The 16,552-nt window shown below is 55.8% G+C and carries 16 protein-coding genes; 3 read left to right on the forward strand and 13 right to left on the reverse strand.

Going from position 1 to position 16,552, the window contains the following annotated elements; all coding sequences use genetic code 11:
* Positions 1–308 precede the first annotated feature (308 nt).
* The 4 genes from hemG to pepQ are packed head-to-tail and all read right to left on the reverse strand — an operon-like array spanning position 309 to position 4,292.
* Positions 309–842 carry a menaquinone-dependent protoporphyrinogen IX dehydrogenase gene (gene hemG, locus HFD95_RS15675; protein WP_167430475.1) on the reverse strand — a complete coding sequence of 178 codons (534 nt, stop codon included), beginning with the start codon at positions 840–842 and terminating at the stop codon, positions 309–311.
* 17 nt (positions 843–859) lie between these two features.
* Positions 860–2,311 (reverse strand): Trk system potassium transporter TrkH, encoded by a 1,452-nt coding sequence (gene trkH / locus HFD95_RS15680; protein WP_010257200.1) that lies wholly within the window; start codon positions 2,309–2,311, stop codon positions 860–862.
* A gap of 32 nt (positions 2,312–2,343) precedes the next feature.
* Positions 2,344–2,961, reverse strand: a complete 618-nt coding sequence (locus HFD95_RS15685) for an IMPACT family protein (RefSeq protein WP_010257205.1) — start codon at positions 2,959–2,961, stop codon at positions 2,344–2,346.
* Positions 2,961–4,292, reverse strand: coding sequence for a Xaa-Pro dipeptidase (pepQ, locus tag HFD95_RS15690; protein WP_010671687.1), 1,332 nt, complete (start codon positions 4,290–4,292; stop codon positions 2,961–2,963). The genes HFD95_RS15685 and pepQ overlap by 1 nt, the downstream gene beginning before the upstream one ends.
* 186 nt (positions 4,293–4,478) lie before the next feature.
* Here pepQ and fadB point away from each other — a divergent pair, with 186 nt between their 5' ends.
* Together fadB and fadA are read left to right on the forward strand one after the other, a co-directional pair.
* Positions 4,479–6,662 carry a fatty acid oxidation complex subunit alpha FadB gene (gene fadB / locus HFD95_RS15695; protein WP_033767553.1) on the forward strand — a complete coding sequence of 728 codons (2,184 nt, stop codon included), beginning with the start codon at positions 4,479–4,481 and terminating at the stop codon, positions 6,660–6,662.
* 10 nt (positions 6,663–6,672) lie between these two features.
* A complete protein-coding gene (fadA, locus tag HFD95_RS15700) occupies positions 6,673–7,836 on the forward strand; it encodes an acetyl-CoA C-acyltransferase FadA (RefSeq protein WP_010257216.1) in 1,164 nt (387 codons plus the stop codon).
* A gap of 80 nt (positions 7,837–7,916) precedes the next feature.
* Here fadA and fre read toward each other — a convergent pair whose 3' ends face one another.
* From fre to pepE, 3 genes are all read right to left on the reverse strand, one after another.
* Positions 7,917–8,618 (reverse strand): NAD(P)H-flavin reductase, encoded by a 702-nt coding sequence (fre, locus tag HFD95_RS15705; protein ID WP_010257219.1) that lies wholly within the window; start codon positions 8,616–8,618, stop codon positions 7,917–7,919.
* 41 nt (positions 8,619–8,659) lie between these two features.
* The gene (gene ubiD / locus HFD95_RS15710) at positions 8,660–10,144 is read right to left on the reverse strand and encodes a 4-hydroxy-3-polyprenylbenzoate decarboxylase (protein ID WP_010257222.1); all 1,485 of its coding nucleotides are present in this window, start codon (positions 10,142–10,144) and stop codon (positions 8,660–8,662) included.
* An 80-nt stretch (positions 10,145–10,224) separates the two neighbouring features.
* Positions 10,225–10,950, reverse strand: a complete 726-nt coding sequence (gene pepE, locus HFD95_RS15715) for a dipeptidase PepE (RefSeq protein WP_167430476.1) — start codon at positions 10,948–10,950, stop codon at positions 10,225–10,227.
* A 206-nt stretch (positions 10,951–11,156) separates the two neighbouring features.
* Here pepE and rfaH point away from each other — a divergent pair, with 206 nt between their 5' ends.
* Positions 11,157–11,645 carry a transcription/translation regulatory transformer protein RfaH gene (rfaH, locus tag HFD95_RS15720; protein WP_010257230.1) on the forward strand — a complete coding sequence of 163 codons (489 nt, stop codon included), beginning with the start codon at positions 11,157–11,159 and terminating at the stop codon, positions 11,643–11,645.
* Here the strand turns inward: rfaH and tatD are convergent.
* From tatD to HFD95_RS15750, 6 genes are all read right to left on the reverse strand, one after another.
* Entirely contained in the window at positions 11,642–12,424 is a 783-nt protein-coding gene (gene tatD, locus HFD95_RS15725) for a 3'-5' ssDNA/RNA exonuclease TatD (protein ID WP_010257234.1), read from the reverse strand. The genes rfaH and tatD overlap by 4 nt on opposite strands.
* 88 nt (positions 12,425–12,512) lie before the next feature.
* Entirely contained in the window at positions 12,513–13,271 is a 759-nt protein-coding gene (gene tatC, locus HFD95_RS15730; protein ID WP_167430477.1) for a Sec-independent protein translocase subunit TatC, read from the reverse strand.
* A complete protein-coding gene (gene tatB / locus HFD95_RS15735; RefSeq protein WP_167430478.1) occupies positions 13,271–13,936 on the reverse strand; it encodes a Sec-independent protein translocase protein TatB in 666 nt (221 codons plus the stop codon). Before tatB ends, tatC begins: the two co-directional genes overlap by 1 nt.
* Before the next feature lie 3 nt (positions 13,937–13,939).
* Complete coding sequence (tatA, locus tag HFD95_RS15740) at positions 13,940–14,194, reverse strand: Sec-independent protein translocase subunit TatA (RefSeq protein WP_010257244.1); 255 nt, start codon at positions 14,192–14,194, stop codon at positions 13,940–13,942.
* Positions 14,195–14,303: 109 nt separating this feature from the next.
* On the reverse strand, positions 14,304–15,941 hold the full coding sequence (ubiB, locus tag HFD95_RS15745) for a ubiquinone biosynthesis regulatory protein kinase UbiB (protein WP_010257248.1): 1,638 nt from the start codon (positions 15,939–15,941) through the stop codon (positions 14,304–14,306).
* Entirely contained in the window at positions 15,938–16,543 is a 606-nt protein-coding gene (locus HFD95_RS15750; protein ID WP_010257253.1) for an SCP2 domain-containing protein, read from the reverse strand. Before HFD95_RS15750 ends, ubiB begins: the two co-directional genes overlap by 4 nt.
* Between the last annotated feature and the right edge of the window lie 9 nt (positions 16,544–16,552).

A 16,552-nucleotide genomic window follows, 5' to 3' on the forward strand; every position in this document is an offset into this window, starting at 1 on the left:
CGGAGACGCTGATATCAATCCTGCGAGTGCCCACACAGATTGTCTGATAAATTGTTAAAGAGCAGTGCGAACAGTGCGTTAGCGTCCTGTCGCGAGGTGGCGTATATTACGCTTTCCTCCTGCAGAGTCAACCTCTTTCTCAGAAGTTTTTCTCCGGCGGCGCAGTCTCCTGTGCCTCTCAACCCGTTTTCCGTTGCCGGTGTGCCGTGTCGATGGAGGCGCATTATAGGGAGTTCGCGCGGGCTGACAAGTGTTTATTACGAAAAGATTATCGTTCGCAGTAATTTTCATCAAATCGCGCTATTTCGCTACGATTTGCCTGGTAACTGTGCAAAATCATTGGCAAAAGTGCTTACCTGCTGCCAGTCCGTGTACTCCACTTCTTTCGTCGAATCTGTCTCACCACCGGTCATGCGCATAATCAACTGGATCATGACGCGATCGAACCAGCGATAGCGCGGATAATAGAGCGCGCCTGCGAACACGGCACAGCAATCAGGCTGCCACGGCGAGTGTGCCAGGAACTTCTGCGTATAGGCATTGGTTTCAGGAGAGCGCTTCTCAGGTTTGCGCGCCGTCAGGTTCACCGAAAAGAAACCGCTGGTACGCTGCTGCAACTCATGAAGGTGTTTTTTAACGAACTTATCGACGACCGGCTGAAAATGGCCATAGCGGATAGATGCGCCAATTAACACGCGATCATACTGTGCCCAGTCAGGCAGAGTGGCATCCTGAATGTTCAGTACATCACACTGCTGCTGCTGACGGATCACATCAGCAATAGAAGAGGCAATCTTCTTGGTTTGTCCGTCGCGAGTGGAATAGAGAATTAGCGCTTTCATGTCAGCATCCTTATTAATTATTCACGCCAGAAAGTAGGCGTGAACAGCACCAGCAAGGTGAATACCTCGAGACGCCCGAACAACATGGTGGAAATAAGAATCCATTTCGCCACGTCATTCATTGAAGTGAAGTTATCAGCTACGACCCCTAAGCCAGGGCCGAGGTTATTGAGCGTCGCGGCAACGGCAGCAAAAGCCGAGAAGTCATCAACACCGGTAGCGATGATCGCCAGCATGCTGATCAGGAACACCAGCGCATAAGCCGAGAAGAATCCCCATACGGCTTCAAGAATACGTTCCGGCAGCGCCCGGTTGCCCAGCTTAATGGTGTAGACCGCATTGGGGTGAACCAGACGCTTAAGCTCACGGTTACCCTGCTTGCATAACAGCAGTATGCGAATCACCTTCAGACCACCGCCGGTTGAACCGGCACAGCCGCCGATAAAGGCGGAGCACAACAGCAGTACCGGCAGGAACAATGGCCAGCGTGCGATGCTGTCGGTCGTGAATCCCGCCGTCGTCGCCATGGAGACCACCTGGAAAAAGGCCTGGTTCAGCGTCTGCCAGCCACTTTCATAGACATTATGGAACCAGAGCACCAGGGTACAGATCAACACCAGCGTCAGTTGAACGCCAATAAACATGCGGAACTCAGGGTCGCGCCAGTACACACGCAGATTGCGTCCGCTTAACATGGCAAAGTGCAGGCCGTAGTTGCAGCCGGAGATCAGCAGAAACACCGCCACGATGGTATTGATAGTGCCACTGTTAAAATAGCCGATACTGGCATCATGGGTTGAGAAGCCGCCAATGGCGATAGTCGAGAAACTGTGGCCAATAGCATCAAACGCTGGCATTCCCGCCAGCCACAATGCCAGCGCACAGGCTATCGTCAGCAGGACGTAGATCAGCCAGAGTGTTTTAGCCGTCTCGGCGATACGCGGTCGCATTTTATTATCTTTCAGCGGCCCCGGCATTTCAGCGCGATAGAGCTGCATGCCCCCGACGCCCAGAATTGGCAGTATCGCCACGGCTAATACGATGATCCCCATACCGCCCAGCCACTGCAGCATCTGCCGATAGAAGAGAATCGCCTTAGGCAACGAGTCCAGCCCCACCAGAGTGGTGGCACCGGTGGTTGTCAGGCCAGAGAAAGATTCAAAGAACGCATCCGTCACCGAAAGATGCGGCTGTTCGGCAAAGATAAAGGGCATCGCCCCTACGCTGCCCAGCACCGTCCAGAACAGGACTACAATCAGAAACCCTTCCCGCGGTTTGAGTTCGGTTTTCTTTTTGCGATTCGGCCACCACAGCAGCGAGCCGATCACCAGCGCCATCATAAAGGTCTGGCTAAACGCCCGCCCTGCGCCATCGCGATAAATTAAGGCGACCAGGCCGGGCAAAATCATCGTCACTGAAAAGAGGATCACCAGCAGACCGACTATGCGGGTAATGGCGCGAAAGTGCATTCAGCCGTTCCTTTAAATAAAAGAGATGAACATCATGGTGTGAGCGGGATCAGCGATAACGCGCCCCGACTAAAGTCTGACAGATTTTTTTTGAACCCGTCGATCTGTCCGTAAGGTACAGCCAGCGTCAACGCAATACGATCCTGAAACTGGCTGTCGGTCACCTTACCTTCAAAACGCTGTACCAGCCGTTCAATATCACTGAGCTGCGCATAGTCACATTGCAAAGTGAACAGCTTCATCGGCACTTTGCGCTGCCTTGGCAACTGCTTAAGCCCCTGCTGGACGCCACCACCATACGCTTTCACTAAGCCGCCGGTTCCCAGCATGATGCCACCGTAATAACGCACCACCACAGCGGTAATCTCGCCAATATCCGCGCCCATCAGTTGCGCCAGCATCGGTTTCCCTGCCGTACCCGAAGGTTCACCATCATCAGAGAAACCGAGTTGCTGAGAATCATTCGGCGCGCCCGCTACCCAGGCCCAGCAGTGATGCCGGGCAGTGGGATGCTCGCTTTTAACCTGCTGGACAAACGCGCGCGCCGCCTCTGCACCCTCGGTGTGCGCCAGTAGCGTAATGAAGCGACTCTTTTTGATTGTCTCCTCACTGCTGCTTACTGGCACAGCGGGAATATCAAAGGCCTCCATCAGGCCAGATGCAGATCGCGGGTCATGTTCTCAACGCGATGCGCATGGATCACCACGTTATCCTCGATACGAATCCCGCCATAAGGCCGAAGCGCATCAATGGCCTGCCAGTTAAAGTGCTGACTGAAACGGCCTTCACGCAGCGGCTTGAGTAACGAATCAATAATATAGAAGCCCGGCTCAATGGTTAATACCATGCCCGGTTGCAGCACGCGGGTGCAGCGAAGATAAGGATATTGCGCTGGCGCGGCGAGATGGGTGCCCTGCTCATCCTGCATAAAACCGGCAACGTCATGGACCTGCAGACCCAGCGGATGCCCCAGGCCATGTGGCATAAACGGACCGGTCAGATCTTCAGCCACCAGCGCTTCTTCGCTGATTCCCTGAACCAGCTCAAACTTCAGCAACATCTTCGCAATACGCTGATGCATCTGAAGGTGGTAATCGGTGTAGCGTACGCCCGGTTTCAGCGTGGCTATCAGGGCCAGCTCTTCAGTGTTCATCGCCTCAACCATTCTGGCATAGAGCGAACTGCTCTGCGCCGCATAGCTGCGGGTCAAATCAGCGGCATAGCCAAGATACTCGGCACCCGCATCAATCAAAAAGCTATGGCGTTTCGCCGGTGGCTGATGATCCAGCCGGGTGTAGTGCAGCACCGCAGCGTGCTCATTCAGCGCAATGATATTGCCGTAAGGTACATCGGTGTCGCGATGACCGGTAGCGGTCAGATACGCCTGATTGATATCGAACTCGCTTAAGCCCGCCGAGAACGCCTCTTTAGCCGCGCGATGACCGGCAACCGCCAGCTTCTGCGCCTGGCGCAGACAGGCGAGTTCATAATCAGTTTTGATGCTGCGATGGAAGTGCAGGAAGTCGATTACCGCTTTGGGATTAATATTGCCAGAGGCGATGCCGAGCTGAGATGCACGCGCGTTAACCGGGCCGATATAGGCGACGTTATCACGCTGTGCAGGCAGCAACTGCGCTATCTCATCCGCATTTTTCAGGCCGATAACGTCGACATCCCCGGTCCAGAAGCTATCCGGCAACGGTTCAACGTTATGCCAGTAATCCACCGGAGAGTAGAACCACAGTTTCGGTTTGTTCACCCCATCAATCCAGAGCCAGCAGTTGGGCACCTGCGTCACCGGCACCCAGGCCTTGAACTGCGGATTCACCTTAAACGGATAAGTGTGATCATCCAGAAACACCGTCAACAACTCACCGGAATGGATCAACATCGCATCCAGTTTATTGCGTGCCAGCACCTGCTGCGCCCGTTGTTGCAACGTGGCGATGTGCGCGTGATACAAGGTCTTCAGTGAATCCATTGACGTCTCTCCAGTGTCGCGAAATGGCCGCAGTTTAGCATACCCCTTGCGCAGATGCCGAAGTCGGCGCAGCTGTGATCTTGTTAGCAAATAAGCAAAGACCAGTTTGCAAAAAATTAACATCGCTCCCACACTCACGATCATCTGGTATGACCAGATCACCTTTCGCGGTTTCAGGAGACGCACATGCTCTACCAAGGCGCTAACCTTACTCTTCACTGGCTGGACGATGGCATCGCCGAGCTGGTTTTTGACGCTACGGGCTCGGTCAACAAGCTCGATACGCAAACTGTCGCCAGCCTGGGCGAGGCAATAGCTGTGCTGGAGCAGCAGCCAGAACTGCGCGGCCTGCTGCTGAGCTCCGCTAAACCTGCCTTTATTGTAGGGGCAGATATCACCGAGTTCCTTTCACTGTTTGATGCACCCACCGAAAAACTGAGCCAGTGGCTGAGTTACGCCAACAGCATCTTCAATCGTCTGGAAGATTTGCCGGTACCGACTCTGGCCGCCATTGACGGCTATGCACTGGGCGGCGGATGTGAATGCGTACTGGCAACCGATCTGCGTATCGCTACTGCGGACGCCCGTATTGGCCTGCCGGAAACCAAACTCGGCATCATGCCGGGATTTGGCGGCAGCGTGCGATTGCCGCGCCTGCTGGGCGCCGACAGTGCGCTGGAAATTATTGCGGCGGGAAAAGATGTCGATGGCAATGCCGCTCTTAAACTCGGTCTGGTCGATGCCGTGGTGTCTCGCGAGAAACTGCGTGAGGCGGGAATCACCATGCTTAAGGCCGCTGCCACTGATGGCAGCTGGCGCGCCCGCCGGGCCCCTAAGCTGGCTCCGCTGAAACTCAGCCCGATTGAAGCGGCCATGAGCTTCACTATCGCGAAAGCCATGGTGCTGCAAACCGCAGGCAAGCATTATCCCGCTCCGCTGATGGCGGTAAAAACCATTGAAGCTGCAGCCAGCCTTGGCCGCGATGACGCGCTGAAGCTTGAAACCGCAGCGTTTGTGCCGCTGGCCCAGTCTGATGAAGCACGCGCGCTGGTCGGCATCTTCCTCAACGACCAGTACGTGAAAGGTCTGGCGAAAAAGCGCGGCAGCGAAAGCGGCGCACCCGCTCAGGCAGCGGTACTGGGCGCAGGCATCATGGGTGGCGGCATCAGCTACCAGTCTGCGTGGAAAGGCGTGCCGGTCAGAATGAAAGATATTAATCCACAGGCGTTAACGCTGGGGATGAACGAAGCCAGCAAGCTGCTCAATAAGCTGCTGGAACGCGGCAAAATCGACGGCAACAAACTCGCCAGTGTGATCGCCACTATCCAGCCCACGCTGGATTACGCCGGTTTTGAACAGGCTGATGTGGTGGTTGAAGCGGTGGTAGAGAACCCGCTGATCAAGGCAAAAGTGCTGGCGGAAACCGAACAGCATCTGCGTGAGGATGCGATTCTGGCCTCCAATACCTCGACCATTCCCATCAGCCAGCTGGCGCAGGCGCTTCAGCGTCCGGAAAACTTCTGCGGCATGCACTTCTTCAATCCGGTACCGCGTATGCCGCTGGTAGAGGTGGTTCGTGGCGAGAAAACCAGTGAAGCGACCCTGAGCAAAGTGGTGGCCTGGGCCAGCAAAATGGGCAAAACCCCGATCGTAGTGAATGACTGTCCGGGCTTCTTTGTTAACCGGGTGCTGTTCCCTTACTTCGCCGCTTTCAGCCTGCTGCTGCGCGACGGCGCCGATTTCCGTCAGATTGATAAAGTGATGGAAAAACAGTTTGGCTGGCCGATGGGCCCCTCATGGCTGCTGGATGTGGTCGGCATCGATACCGCGCACCACGCGCAAAGCGTCATGGCTGACGGTTTCCCGGATCGTATGAAGCATGACTATCGTGATGCGATCGATCTGCTGTTTGATGCCGGTCGTTTTGGCCAGAAAAATGGCAAAGGCTTCTGGCGCTGGGAAGAAGATAAAAAGGGCAAGCTGACAAAAGTGGCTGATACCGAAGTGGATACGCTGCTGGAGCAGGTCTGCCAGCCTAAGCGTGTCTTCAGCGACGAAGAGATCCTGAATCGCATGATGCTGCCAATGCTGAATGAAGTAGTGCGCTGCCTGGAAGAGAAGATTATCGCCTCGCCAGCGGAAGCGGATATGGCGCTGGTCTATGGTCTCGGCTTCCCGCCTTTCCGTGGCGGCGCTTTCCGCTATCTCGATACCCTGGGCAACAGCAATGTGGTGGATCAGGCCCGGCGTTATAGCGCGCTCGGTGGCTTATATGCCCTGCCTGCGCTGCTGGTGCAGAAAGCCCATCAGCATGAAAGCTGGTATCCCGCCGCCAAACCGATTGATGAAGCCGCGCTGAAAAGCGCCTGAGGGCAAAAAGATGGAAAATGTGGTGATTATTGATGCGGTGCGCACGCCAATGGGACGTTCAAAAGGCGGCGCCTTTCGTCACGTGCGCGCTGAAGATCTCTCTGCGCACCTGATGCGCGAACTCCTGAGCCGCAACCCGGCGGTGAACCCGACATCACTGGACGATATCGTCTGGGGCTGCGTACAGCAGACGCTGGAACAGGGATTTAATATCGCGCGTAACGCCGCGCTGCTGGCCGAAATCCCGCATTCAGTGCCGGCCACCACCGTCAACCGACTGTGTGGCTCTTCAATGCAGGCGCTGCATGATGCGGCCCGCGCCATTATGGTCGGTGATGCGCAATGCTGTCTGATCGGTGGCGTGGAGCATATGGGACATGTGCCGATGAATCACGGCGTCGACTTTCATCCCGGTCTGGGCCGAACCGTGGCAAAAGCAGCAGGCATGATGGGCTTAACGGCTGAAATGCTGGCGCGAATGCATCATATCAGCCGTGAGCAGCAGGATGCATTTGCCCTGCGTTCACACCAGCGGGCCTGGCAGGCCACCCAGCGTGGGGACTTTGCAACAGAGATTGTCGCCACCTATGGTCACGACAGCGACGGCATTCTTAAACGCTATGACTTCGATGAGGTGATTCGCGAGGAGACCAGCGCCGAAGGACTGGCGGCACTCAAACCCGCCTTCGATCCGGTTAACGGCACCGTCACGGCGGGTACGTCGTCGGCGTTGTCAGATGGCGCGGCCGCCATGCTGGTCATGAGTGAATCACGCGCCCGTGAACTGGGGCTGACACCGCGCGCGCGCATCCGCAGCATGGCGGTGGTGGGCTGTGATCCTTCGATTATGGGCTATGGACCGGTACCGGCCAGCAAACTGGCATTAAAACGGGCGGGACTGAGCGTCAGTGATATCGATGTGTTTGAGCTGAATGAAGCCTTTGCCGCGCAGACGCTGCCCTGCATCAAGGACTTAGGTTTGCTGGAACGGATGGATGATAAGGTCAATCTGAATGGCGGCGCGATTGCGTTAGGCCATCCGCTGGGCTGCTCCGGCGCACGCATCAGCACGACATTGCTGAATATTATGGAGCGACGCGATGCCCGTTTTGGCCTCGCCACCATGTGCATCGGACTGGGTCAGGGCATTGCGACCGTATTCGAGCGTCTGTAATACGTTGAGTCTTACTTTGTCAGATTTACCCGCCGTAAACCGGCGGGTTTTTTCTGTCTGCTACAGGCTGCTACAGGGAATCAGATAAAGGCAAACGCATCGCCGTACATCTGTGACTCCACCGCGCCACGCTCGGCACAGAAACGATCGCGGGCAATCTTCGCCATCTCAAAACGTCCGGCGATGTAGATCTCATGCTCGCTCAGCGTACTGAAATCCTGCATTACTGCCGTCAGTACCGTGCCTGAACGGCCCTGCCAGCCCGCTTCAGGTTGCTCGACAACCGGGATCACCTTCAGATTCGGGTGCTTCACCGCCAGCGCATCCAGCTCTTCCAGATCGTACAGATGCTTGAGCTCACGTCCGCCCCAGTAAATGGCGATATCGCGCTCTGGCTGTTCCGCCAGTGCAGTGAGCAGAATCGAACGGGCATAGGAGAAACCGGTGCCGCCTGCAATCAGAATCAGCGGCTTGCTGCTCTCTTCACGCAGCCAGGCATCGCCGTGCGGCATATCAACCGTAATCTGGCGATCGTTACGGATGCGATCCATGACGGCCATGGCATAGAGGTTCAGATCGGACGCGCCGATATGCAGCTCAATGATATCTTTTTCCATCGGCGTTGAGGCCAGTGAGAACGGACGCTTGTCACGCTCGTCCATCACCACCATCAGATACTGTCCCGCGCGAAAACTGAATTCCGCTTCAGGGATCAGGCGAACGCGATAGACCGTGTCGGTAATCGCCTCAACCGAAGTTACTTTACAGCTTAACGTTGTCATGCGTTCCCTCTGTCGGGTCGTCTTTATGGTTGTGCTCGCCATCAACGCTGTGGCGGCTGATCAAAAATACCTAGCTCATCCCAGATAGCATCAATGCGCGCGGTGACCGCAGGATCTTTGACGATAGGTGTACCCCATTCGCGCTGCGTTTCACCTGGCCACTTATTGGTCGCATCCATCCCCATCTTCGATCCCAGCCCGGAAACGGGCGAAGCGAAATCGAGATAATCGATTGGGGTATTTTCCACTAATACCGTATCGCGGGCCGGATCCATACGCGTGGTGATCGCCCAGATCACGTCGTTCCAGTCACGCGCATTAACGTCATCGTCACACACAATAACAAATTTGGTGTACATGAACTGCCGCAGAAACGACCAGACGCCAAACATGACACGTTTGGCATGCCCCGCGTACTGCTTTTTAATCGTCACGACCGCCAGCCGGTATGAACATCCTTCTGGCGGCAGATAGAAGTCCACGATCTCCGGGAACTGCTTCACCAGAATCGGCACCAGCACTTCATTCAGCGCCACACCCAGCACCGCAGGTTCATCTGGCGGACGGCCGGTATAGGTGGAGTGATAGATAGGCTTATGGCGCTGCGTAATATGCGTAACGGTAAACACCGGGAAGCTATCTACTTCATTGTAGTAGCCGGTGTGGTCGCCGTAAGGTCCTTCCGGCGCCATATCGCCCGCTTCGATATACCCTTCCAGCACGATTTCCGCGCTGGCAGGAACTTCGAGATCGTTCGAGAGGCATTTCACTACTTCGGTTTTATTGCCGCGCAGTAAACCGGCGAACGCATATTCTGACAGCGTATCAGGCACCGGCGTTACGGCCCCAAGGATAGTGGCAGGATCGGCACCCAGCGCCACCGAGACCGGAAAACGCTCACCCGGATGCGCTTTCGTCCACTCCAGATAGTCGAGCGCGCCGCCACGGTGCGACAGCCAGCGCATGATCAGCCGATTTTTGCCGATCACCTGCTGCCGGTAGATCCCAAGATTCTGCCGCTCTTTGTGCGGGCCGCGCGTCACGGTCAGCCCCCAGGTAATCAGCGGTGCCGCATCGCCCGGCCAGCACTTCATCACCGGAATCCGCGTCAGATCGACTTCATCGCCGCTGAACACCTCTTCCTGACAGGGTGCATTGCGCAGGCGTTTGGTCGGCATGTTCAGGACCTGCTTAAACTGCGGCATCTTATCGAACAGATCGCGGAAGCCTTTTGGCGGCTCCGGCTCTTTCAGGAAGGCCAGCAGTTTACCCACTTCACGCAGTGCGCTGACCTCTTCCTGGCCCATGCCCATTGCCACACGCTTTGGTGTGCCGAACAGATTGCACAGCACCGGCATGTCGTACCCTTTCGGGTTTTCAAACAGCAGAGCCGGGCCACCGGCACGCAGAGTGCGGTCGGCGATTTCGGTCATTTCCAGTTCAGGATCGATCGACTGGGTAATGCGCTTTAGCTCACCGCGCTGTTCGAGCAGCGCGAGAAAGTCTCTTAAATCGTGATATTTCATGCGGCTTTAGCTTTCCGGCCAGAGTGAATCGGCCATTATAGGTCTGATTAAGCGGTTATGCTGAGGTTTATATGGCAGCGTCATACGCACTGAAAGGGAACCAGCGGTTGTAACGCGCGGGCATCGTGATACCCCTGAATCGGCTCGCCGTGGCGAAACAGTTTAAAATCTTCGTTTCGCACGCTGTGATAGCGCAGCTGATTGTCGTGAACGTGCAGAAAACTGCCTTCACGCAGTGCAATCACCGACTCAGTCGGATTAACTGCACAGAACTCTGCCAGCCGTTCGTCACGGGTTTCGCCCATATGACTGCTGACGCTGGCATCCAGATAGTGGGGATTAATCTGCACCGGAAAGAGTCCCAGCGCAGGCAGCACCACGCTGCTGCGCACCGGCATATCGTTCGTGGTACGGATTGAGGGCGTCGCCACGTTGCAGCCTGCGCTCCAGCCGACATAAGGTACCTGCCGCTCCCGCACCGCGCGCTGAATCGCCCCGATCAGACCCTGCTCATGCAGCATCTGATTCAGGAACCAGGTGTTGCCGCCGCTGACTAAAATCAGCTCTGCCTGCGCAATCGCTTCAGCCGGTGAGGCGAATGCCTGAACCCGCTCAACCTGAATGCCCAGTGAGGCACTGAGTTCGGCGGCGCGTTGCTGCTGATCGCCACGAATAATCGCGTAGGGGATCAGTACCGCCGAGCGGATAGCGCGTCGGGCAGTCATGGCGTGCAGCTGCGGCTGCGCATAGCCCAGCAGCGGCGCATCATCCGCCAGCTTGCCGTTGCTCAACAGAAAGAGTTCCATCAGAGGATCCTTTTGCAGATGTGATGGTCATTGAGTCTGATACAGAGCAATAGCAGACGTCAATTTTCAGTCACCTTTTCTGCTGCCATCGGGCATCTTAAGAAAAGTCTCAGTTTATTTTCTTTGCGGGACGCTTTACCCTGCCCCTGCGCTATAACTCTGGCAGCAGGTTTGCTATTCTTAGCGTCCATTCAATGGGAGCAGTTATGGAATCCTGGTACTTACTCTATTGCAAACGTGGACAGCTACTGCGCGCGAAGGAGCATCTGGAGCGGCAGGAAGTGCATTGCCTCAGCCCGATGATCGCTCTGGAAAAGATCGTGCGCGGTAAACGCACCACCGTGAGTGAGCCACTGTTCCCGAATTATCTGTTTATCGAGTTTGATCCGGAAGCCATTCACACCACGACGATCAGCAGCACCCGTGGCGTCAGCCACTTCGTGCGCTTTGGCACGACGCCCGCGACAGTGCCTTCAGCCGTGATTGAAGCGCTGGAAACAGACGTCCCGCAAATCCTGCTTGACCCTGAAACGCCGCAAAGCGGTGATGAAGTGGTCATCACCGACGGGACGTTTGAAGGGCTGCGCGCTATCTTTGCCGAGCCGGATGGTGAAACGCGCTCAATTCTGTTGCTTAATTTGCTGAACAAGCAGGTAATGCGCAGCGTCGACAACAAGCAGTTCCGCAAGATTTAAGCCAGTCTGAATAACGTCCGCGCATTATGGTCGATGCGGGTCGCCAGTTCCTCAGCACTCTCACCACGCCATGTCGCCACCTGGTGCACAATATGCGGTAAAAAGCAGGGTTCATTACGGCGCGAAGTCGGGCGTGGACGCATGTCGCGCGGCAGCAGATATGGGGCATCCGTTTCCAGCAGCAGGCGATCGGCCGGAATCAGTGGCAGCAGCTCGCGCAACTCCAGACCACGGCGCTCATCGCATACCCAGCCCGTAATCCCTACCGATAATCCCATGCCCAGACAGGCTTCCAGTTCGTCACGCGTGCCGGTAAAGCAGTGGATTACCGCGCCAGGCAGTTTTGGCAGCCAGGGCGCCAGCACTGCAGCGAAACGCGCATGGGCTTCGCGGCAGTGCAGAAAGACCGGCATATTGAGTTCTGCCGCCAGAGCCAGCTGCGCATCAAACGCATACTCCTGCTGCTCATGAGCCGACAGATTGCGATTGAAATCGAGTCCGCATTCACCGATGGCAACCACTTCCGGTTTTTCAGCCAGGCGACGCAGGGTGCTGGCAATTTCCGTTGACCATTCGCTGGCATGATGAGGATGAACGCCCGCGGTAGACCAACAGAAGCCCGCTTGATCTTCAGCCAGTCGCTGAGCCTGCTGGCTCTCCAGCGCGTTAGTGCCGGTAATAAGCATGCCGGTGACGCCCGCATCACGCGCGCGTTTAACCACCTTTTGCCGGTCGGAGGCGAATTGCGTGCTGGTCAGGTTTACACCGATATCAAACATAATTTTTCCCACAGTTTATAAACAAAAACCGCCCATCAGGGCGGTTTGGAGTGATCGCTTCCCGCCAGTGCGGGTAAAACTGTCCGCATCAGGAGTCGGTATTCTCTTCTTCATCCTGTAACCGGCGGCCTTTACCCACATAGTAACGGGAAAAGAATACGCCGACTTCAAACAGGCAGTACATCGGAATAGCGAGCAAAGTTTGGGAAAAAACATCCGGCGGTGTGAGCAACATCCCGACCACGAAGGCGCCCACCAGAATATAGGGACGTTTCTTCTTCAACTCTTCCGGGCTGGTGATACCGGTCCAGCACAGCAACACAATCGCCACCGGCACTTCAAACGCCACGCCAAATGCCATAAACAGCGTCATGACAAAATCGAGGTATTTGGAGATATCCGTTGCTACAGTCACGCCGATCGGCGCTGTCTTGGTGAAAAAACCAAATGCCAGCGGGAAGACCACGAAATAGGCAAAGGCCACGCCGAAGTAGAACAGGAAGGTGCTGGAAAACAGCAGCGGCATAACCAGCCTGCGCTCATGACGGTAAAGCGCCGGGGCGACAAATGCCCAGATCTGATAGAGGATCACCGGCACCGCAAGAAACACCGACACTATAATGGTCAGCTTAATCGGGGTGAAAAACGGTGAGGCCACATCGGTCGCGATCATGCTGGAGCCCACCGGCATCTGGCTGATTAGCGGTGCCGCGACCAGCTGGTAGATGTCGTTGGCGAAATAAACCAGCACCAGGAAAATCGCTAATACGGCGACGATGCAGTTCAGTAGTCGCTTACGCAGCTCAATCAGATGACTGATGAGCGGTTGGGTATCTTCAACGGCCATTATCGTTCATCACTTGCAGAAGAGGGGGTAGCGGAATGACGCGCAGGATCTGCCGGCCTGGCAACGTCGCCAGCGGGCGCCTGTGCCGGTGCGCTGGCCACAGCGGTTGGTGCGGCAGAGGACTGCACCGCCGGACCTGATGAAACCGCTGAAGAAGCCGGTGCAGGAGCATTGGCGACGGCAGAAGGTGCGGCAGAGGGCTGCACCGCCGGGCCTGATTCTGAAACCGCAGACGGTGTCTGTGCCGGGGCACTGGCCTGATGTTCTGCTGTAGCCGGTGTCGCCGAAGGCTCAGCCGGAGCAGGCGCGGGCCTGTGCTGAGCCGAATGGATGGTGTTTGCCTCGTCTTCCTCTTTTTCAATGTCGATGCTCTGACTGACCGAGCGTTTCATTGAATCCGCAGTTTTACGCAGCTCTTCCATCGACTCTTTCAGCTCGGGTGAGAGCGTGCCACGGCCCGCTTCTTCCACCTTTTTCAGGCTCTCCTGCAACTCCTGCAGCTTGAGCTCCTGCGCCAGTTCATGTTGTACATTGGCTGCCAGCGAACGAATCGCCCTGATCCAGCCGACCACGGTTTTCACCGCAACCGGTAAACGTTGCGGGCCGAGTACAATCAGCCCGATCACGAACACCAATACCAGTTCACTAAAACCAATATCAAACACGGTTTACACCTGCTTGTCGTTCTTGGCTTCTTCTTTGTTAGCCGAAGTTTGCTGTTTGTCCGCCAGCGTTTTGGCAGCGAAGTCAGCGTCCTGCTCTTTCGGTTGATCCTTTTTGTCGTCCTCGTCACCCATGGCTTTTTTGAAGCCACGAATCGAAGAACCCAAATCTGAACCCAGATTACGTAATTTGTTGGTACCGAACAGAAGTACAACAATCACGGCAATGATTAACAATTGCCAGATACTGATACCGCCCATGAGATAGCCTCTAATATTCTGTGAAAACGATGAGGTAATGCACCACAGAGTGCCCTTTTCAACCGGGCCTGAGCCAGCGACATTACCTTTTTTTAGACGGACGTGACAATCAGTTTGTCTTACGCCAGCCGATTAACCAGGAGACAATTCCTGCTGCCATCAACACCGCCGGGAAAAAGTCCCAATCCGGTCGGGTGAGCAGCACAGCCGTTCCGCTTAACAGCAACGTTGCACCGACGCCGAACAGGTAACGCGCCTGATGGTGCCGGACGCGTTGCGCATTCATATCGCCCACTAATTTATCGACGCTGTGCCGCAAAAGTTTGTGCTGGCGCATGCTGTCGTAAAACAGCTCCGGCAGCTCAGGGAGCTTCTCAGCCCAGAATGGCGCTTTCTCTTTTACCGCACGGATAATAGCCGGTAATCCCACCTGATCTTTGATCCACTCTTCCAGGAAGGGCTTGGCTGTCTTCCACAGGTCGAGCTGCGGATAGAGCTGACGGCCGATGCCTTCAACATAGAGCAGCGTTTTTTGCAGCAGGACCAGCTGCGGCTGCACTTCCATATTAAAGCGGCGTGCGGTGTTGAACAGGTTCAGCAGCACATGCCCGAAGGAGATTTCAGCCAGCGGTTTTTCAAAAATCGGCTCGCAGACCGTACGAATCGCAAACTCGAAATCTTCTACGTTGGTATCGGGCGGCACCCAGCCTGAGTCAACGTGCAACTCCGCGACCTTACGGTAGTCACGGTTGAAGAAGGCGATAAAGTTTTCAGCCAGATAGCGCTTATCTTCTTTGTTCAGTGAACCCACGATACCGCAATCGATGCCGATATATTGTGGATCTTCCGGATGTTCATAGCTGACAAAAATATTGCCAGGATGCATATCCGCATGGAAGAAGCTGTCGCGGAAGACCTGGGTGAAGAAGACCTGCACGCCACGTTCTGCCAGCAGCTTCATATTAACGCCATGACGCTCCAGCGTGGCAACATCTGAAATCGGAATGCCGTAGATGCGCTCCATCACCATCATGGTTTCGCTGCAGTAGTCGGAATAGACTTCCGGCACATAGAGCATGCGGCTATCTTCAAAATTCCGGCGCAGCTGAATGGCGTTGGCCGCTTCACGTAACAGATTCAGCTCATCAAGCAGGGTTTTCTCATAATCGCGCACCACTTCAACCGGACGCAGACGACGGCCATCCGGCAACAGGCGCGGGACCCAGCGGGCCAGGCGATAGATCAGTTTCATGTCCGCCCGAATCACCGGCAAAATATCGGGGCGAATCACTTTGATCACCACTTTCTTGCCAGTTGATTTCAGCGTGGCGGTGTGCACCTGCGCAATGGATGCCGAAGCCAGTGGCTTGATATCAAAATCATCAAACCAGGTTTCAATCGGCGCGCCCATTGAAGCTTCAATCTGCGCTTTGGCTTTGACGCCATCGAACGGCGCAACACGGTCCTGCAGGATCGCCAGTTGATCGGCAATCAGCGGCGGGAAGAGATCACGACGGGTCGACAGCATCTGGCCAAACTTGATCCAGACCGGACCCAGCTGCTCCATCGCCATGCGCATACGTGCGCCGATCGGTTCATGCTGATGCAGATTAGGGATCCAGAAAACAGAGCGACGCCACAGGCGAAACAGGAAAGTGAGGCGTGTCTGAGGAATCAGTTCATCAAGGCCATAGGTCAGAAACACCTTCATGATCAGATATAAGCGGCGGATCTCTCCAAAACTCATTTTGCCTCCAGCTGCGCCAGACGCGCATCAAGCGCCTCAAGCGAACGTTCCATCGCGTCGACCTCCTCAGAAAACCAGGCTAATTCCAGCGAGCCAGGCGCAACACGCCACTCTTCGGTTATGGCCTGTCCGAGATAATCCTGGCGACGCTGCACTTCACCTTTGAAAAAGCGTAATGCCTGTTGTGAGCGCTGGCTGATCCCCTGTGCGGCGATATCGCCGACCCAGGGAGCCAGATATTCTGCCGGATCCAGCTCAGCCAGATCCATCAGCGCAGAGAACTGCTGCACCACCTGCAGATCACCTTCAACCTGCAGTTCACCGCTACGGATCAGCGGCGTCAGCTGCTGGCGATCGCGCAGCTTCGGCAGGGTTTTCAGCGAGGTGATCACCGTGCAGTCACTGCGATCCTGCCAGTCAGCTAACACATCGACCTGCTGTTCACTGAAGACCAGCACCAGCGGATGAGAGAACTCATTCAGGCGCAGCGTCAACACTTTGCCATTCAGGCGTTGCCGCGCCGGTTTCAGGCCACGATCGCGATAGAGAATACGGTTCAGCGCCGTTTCCAGGCCCGCGGTAATCAAGGGCGTCAGGTTCATTACCATCTC

This window comes from Pantoea sp. EKM10T, assembly GCF_011800685.1.
GTDB lineage: Bacteria > Pseudomonadota > Gammaproteobacteria > Enterobacterales > Enterobacteriaceae > Pantoea > Pantoea agglomerans.

Bases quoted from the DNA above. Each gene is read 5' to 3' on its own strand.
- tatD (WP_010257234.1), bottom strand. From the start codon at position 12,424: ATGTTTGATATCGGTGTAAACCTGACCAGCACGCAATTCGCCTCCGAC.
- tatA (WP_010257244.1), bottom strand. From the start codon at position 14,194: ATGGGCGGTATCAGTATCTGGCAATTGTTAATCATTGCCGTGATTGTT.
- ubiD (WP_010257222.1), bottom strand. From the start codon at position 10,144: ATGAAATATCACGATTTAAGAGACTTTCTCGCGCTGCTCGAACAGCGC.
- tatC (WP_167430477.1), bottom strand. From the start codon at position 13,271: ATGGCCGTTGAAGATACCCAACCGCTCATCAGTCATCTGATTGAGCTG.
- rfaH (WP_010257230.1), top strand. From the start codon at position 11,157: ATGGAATCCTGGTACTTACTCTATTGCAAACGTGGACAGCTACTGCGC.
- HFD95_RS15685 (WP_010257205.1), bottom strand. From the start codon at position 2,961: ATGGAGGCCTTTGATATTCCCGCTGTGCCAGTAAGCAGCAGTGAGGAG.
- fadA (WP_010257216.1), top strand. From the start codon at position 6,673: ATGGAAAATGTGGTGATTATTGATGCGGTGCGCACGCCAATGGGACGT.
- ubiB (WP_010257248.1), bottom strand. From the start codon at position 15,941: ATGAGTTTTGGAGAGATCCGCCGCTTATATCTGATCATGAAGGTGTTT.
- trkH (WP_010257200.1), bottom strand. From the start codon at position 2,311: ATGCACTTTCGCGCCATTACCCGCATAGTCGGTCTGCTGGTGATCCTC.
- HFD95_RS15750 (WP_010257253.1), bottom strand. From the start codon at position 16,543: ATGAACCTGACGCCCTTGATTACCGCGGGCCTGGAAACGGCGCTGAAC.
- fre (WP_010257219.1), bottom strand. From the start codon at position 8,618: ATGACAACGTTAAGCTGTAAAGTAACTTCGGTTGAGGCGATTACCGAC.
- fadB (WP_033767553.1), top strand. From the start codon at position 4,479: ATGCTCTACCAAGGCGCTAACCTTACTCTTCACTGGCTGGACGATGGC.
- pepE (WP_167430476.1), bottom strand. From the start codon at position 10,950: ATGGAACTCTTTCTGTTGAGCAACGGCAAGCTGGCGGATGATGCGCCG.
- hemG (WP_167430475.1), bottom strand. From the start codon at position 842: ATGAAAGCGCTAATTCTCTATTCCACTCGCGACGGACAAACCAAGAAG.
- pepQ (WP_010671687.1), bottom strand. From the start codon at position 4,292: ATGGATTCACTGAAGACCTTGTATCACGCGCACATCGCCACGTTGCAA.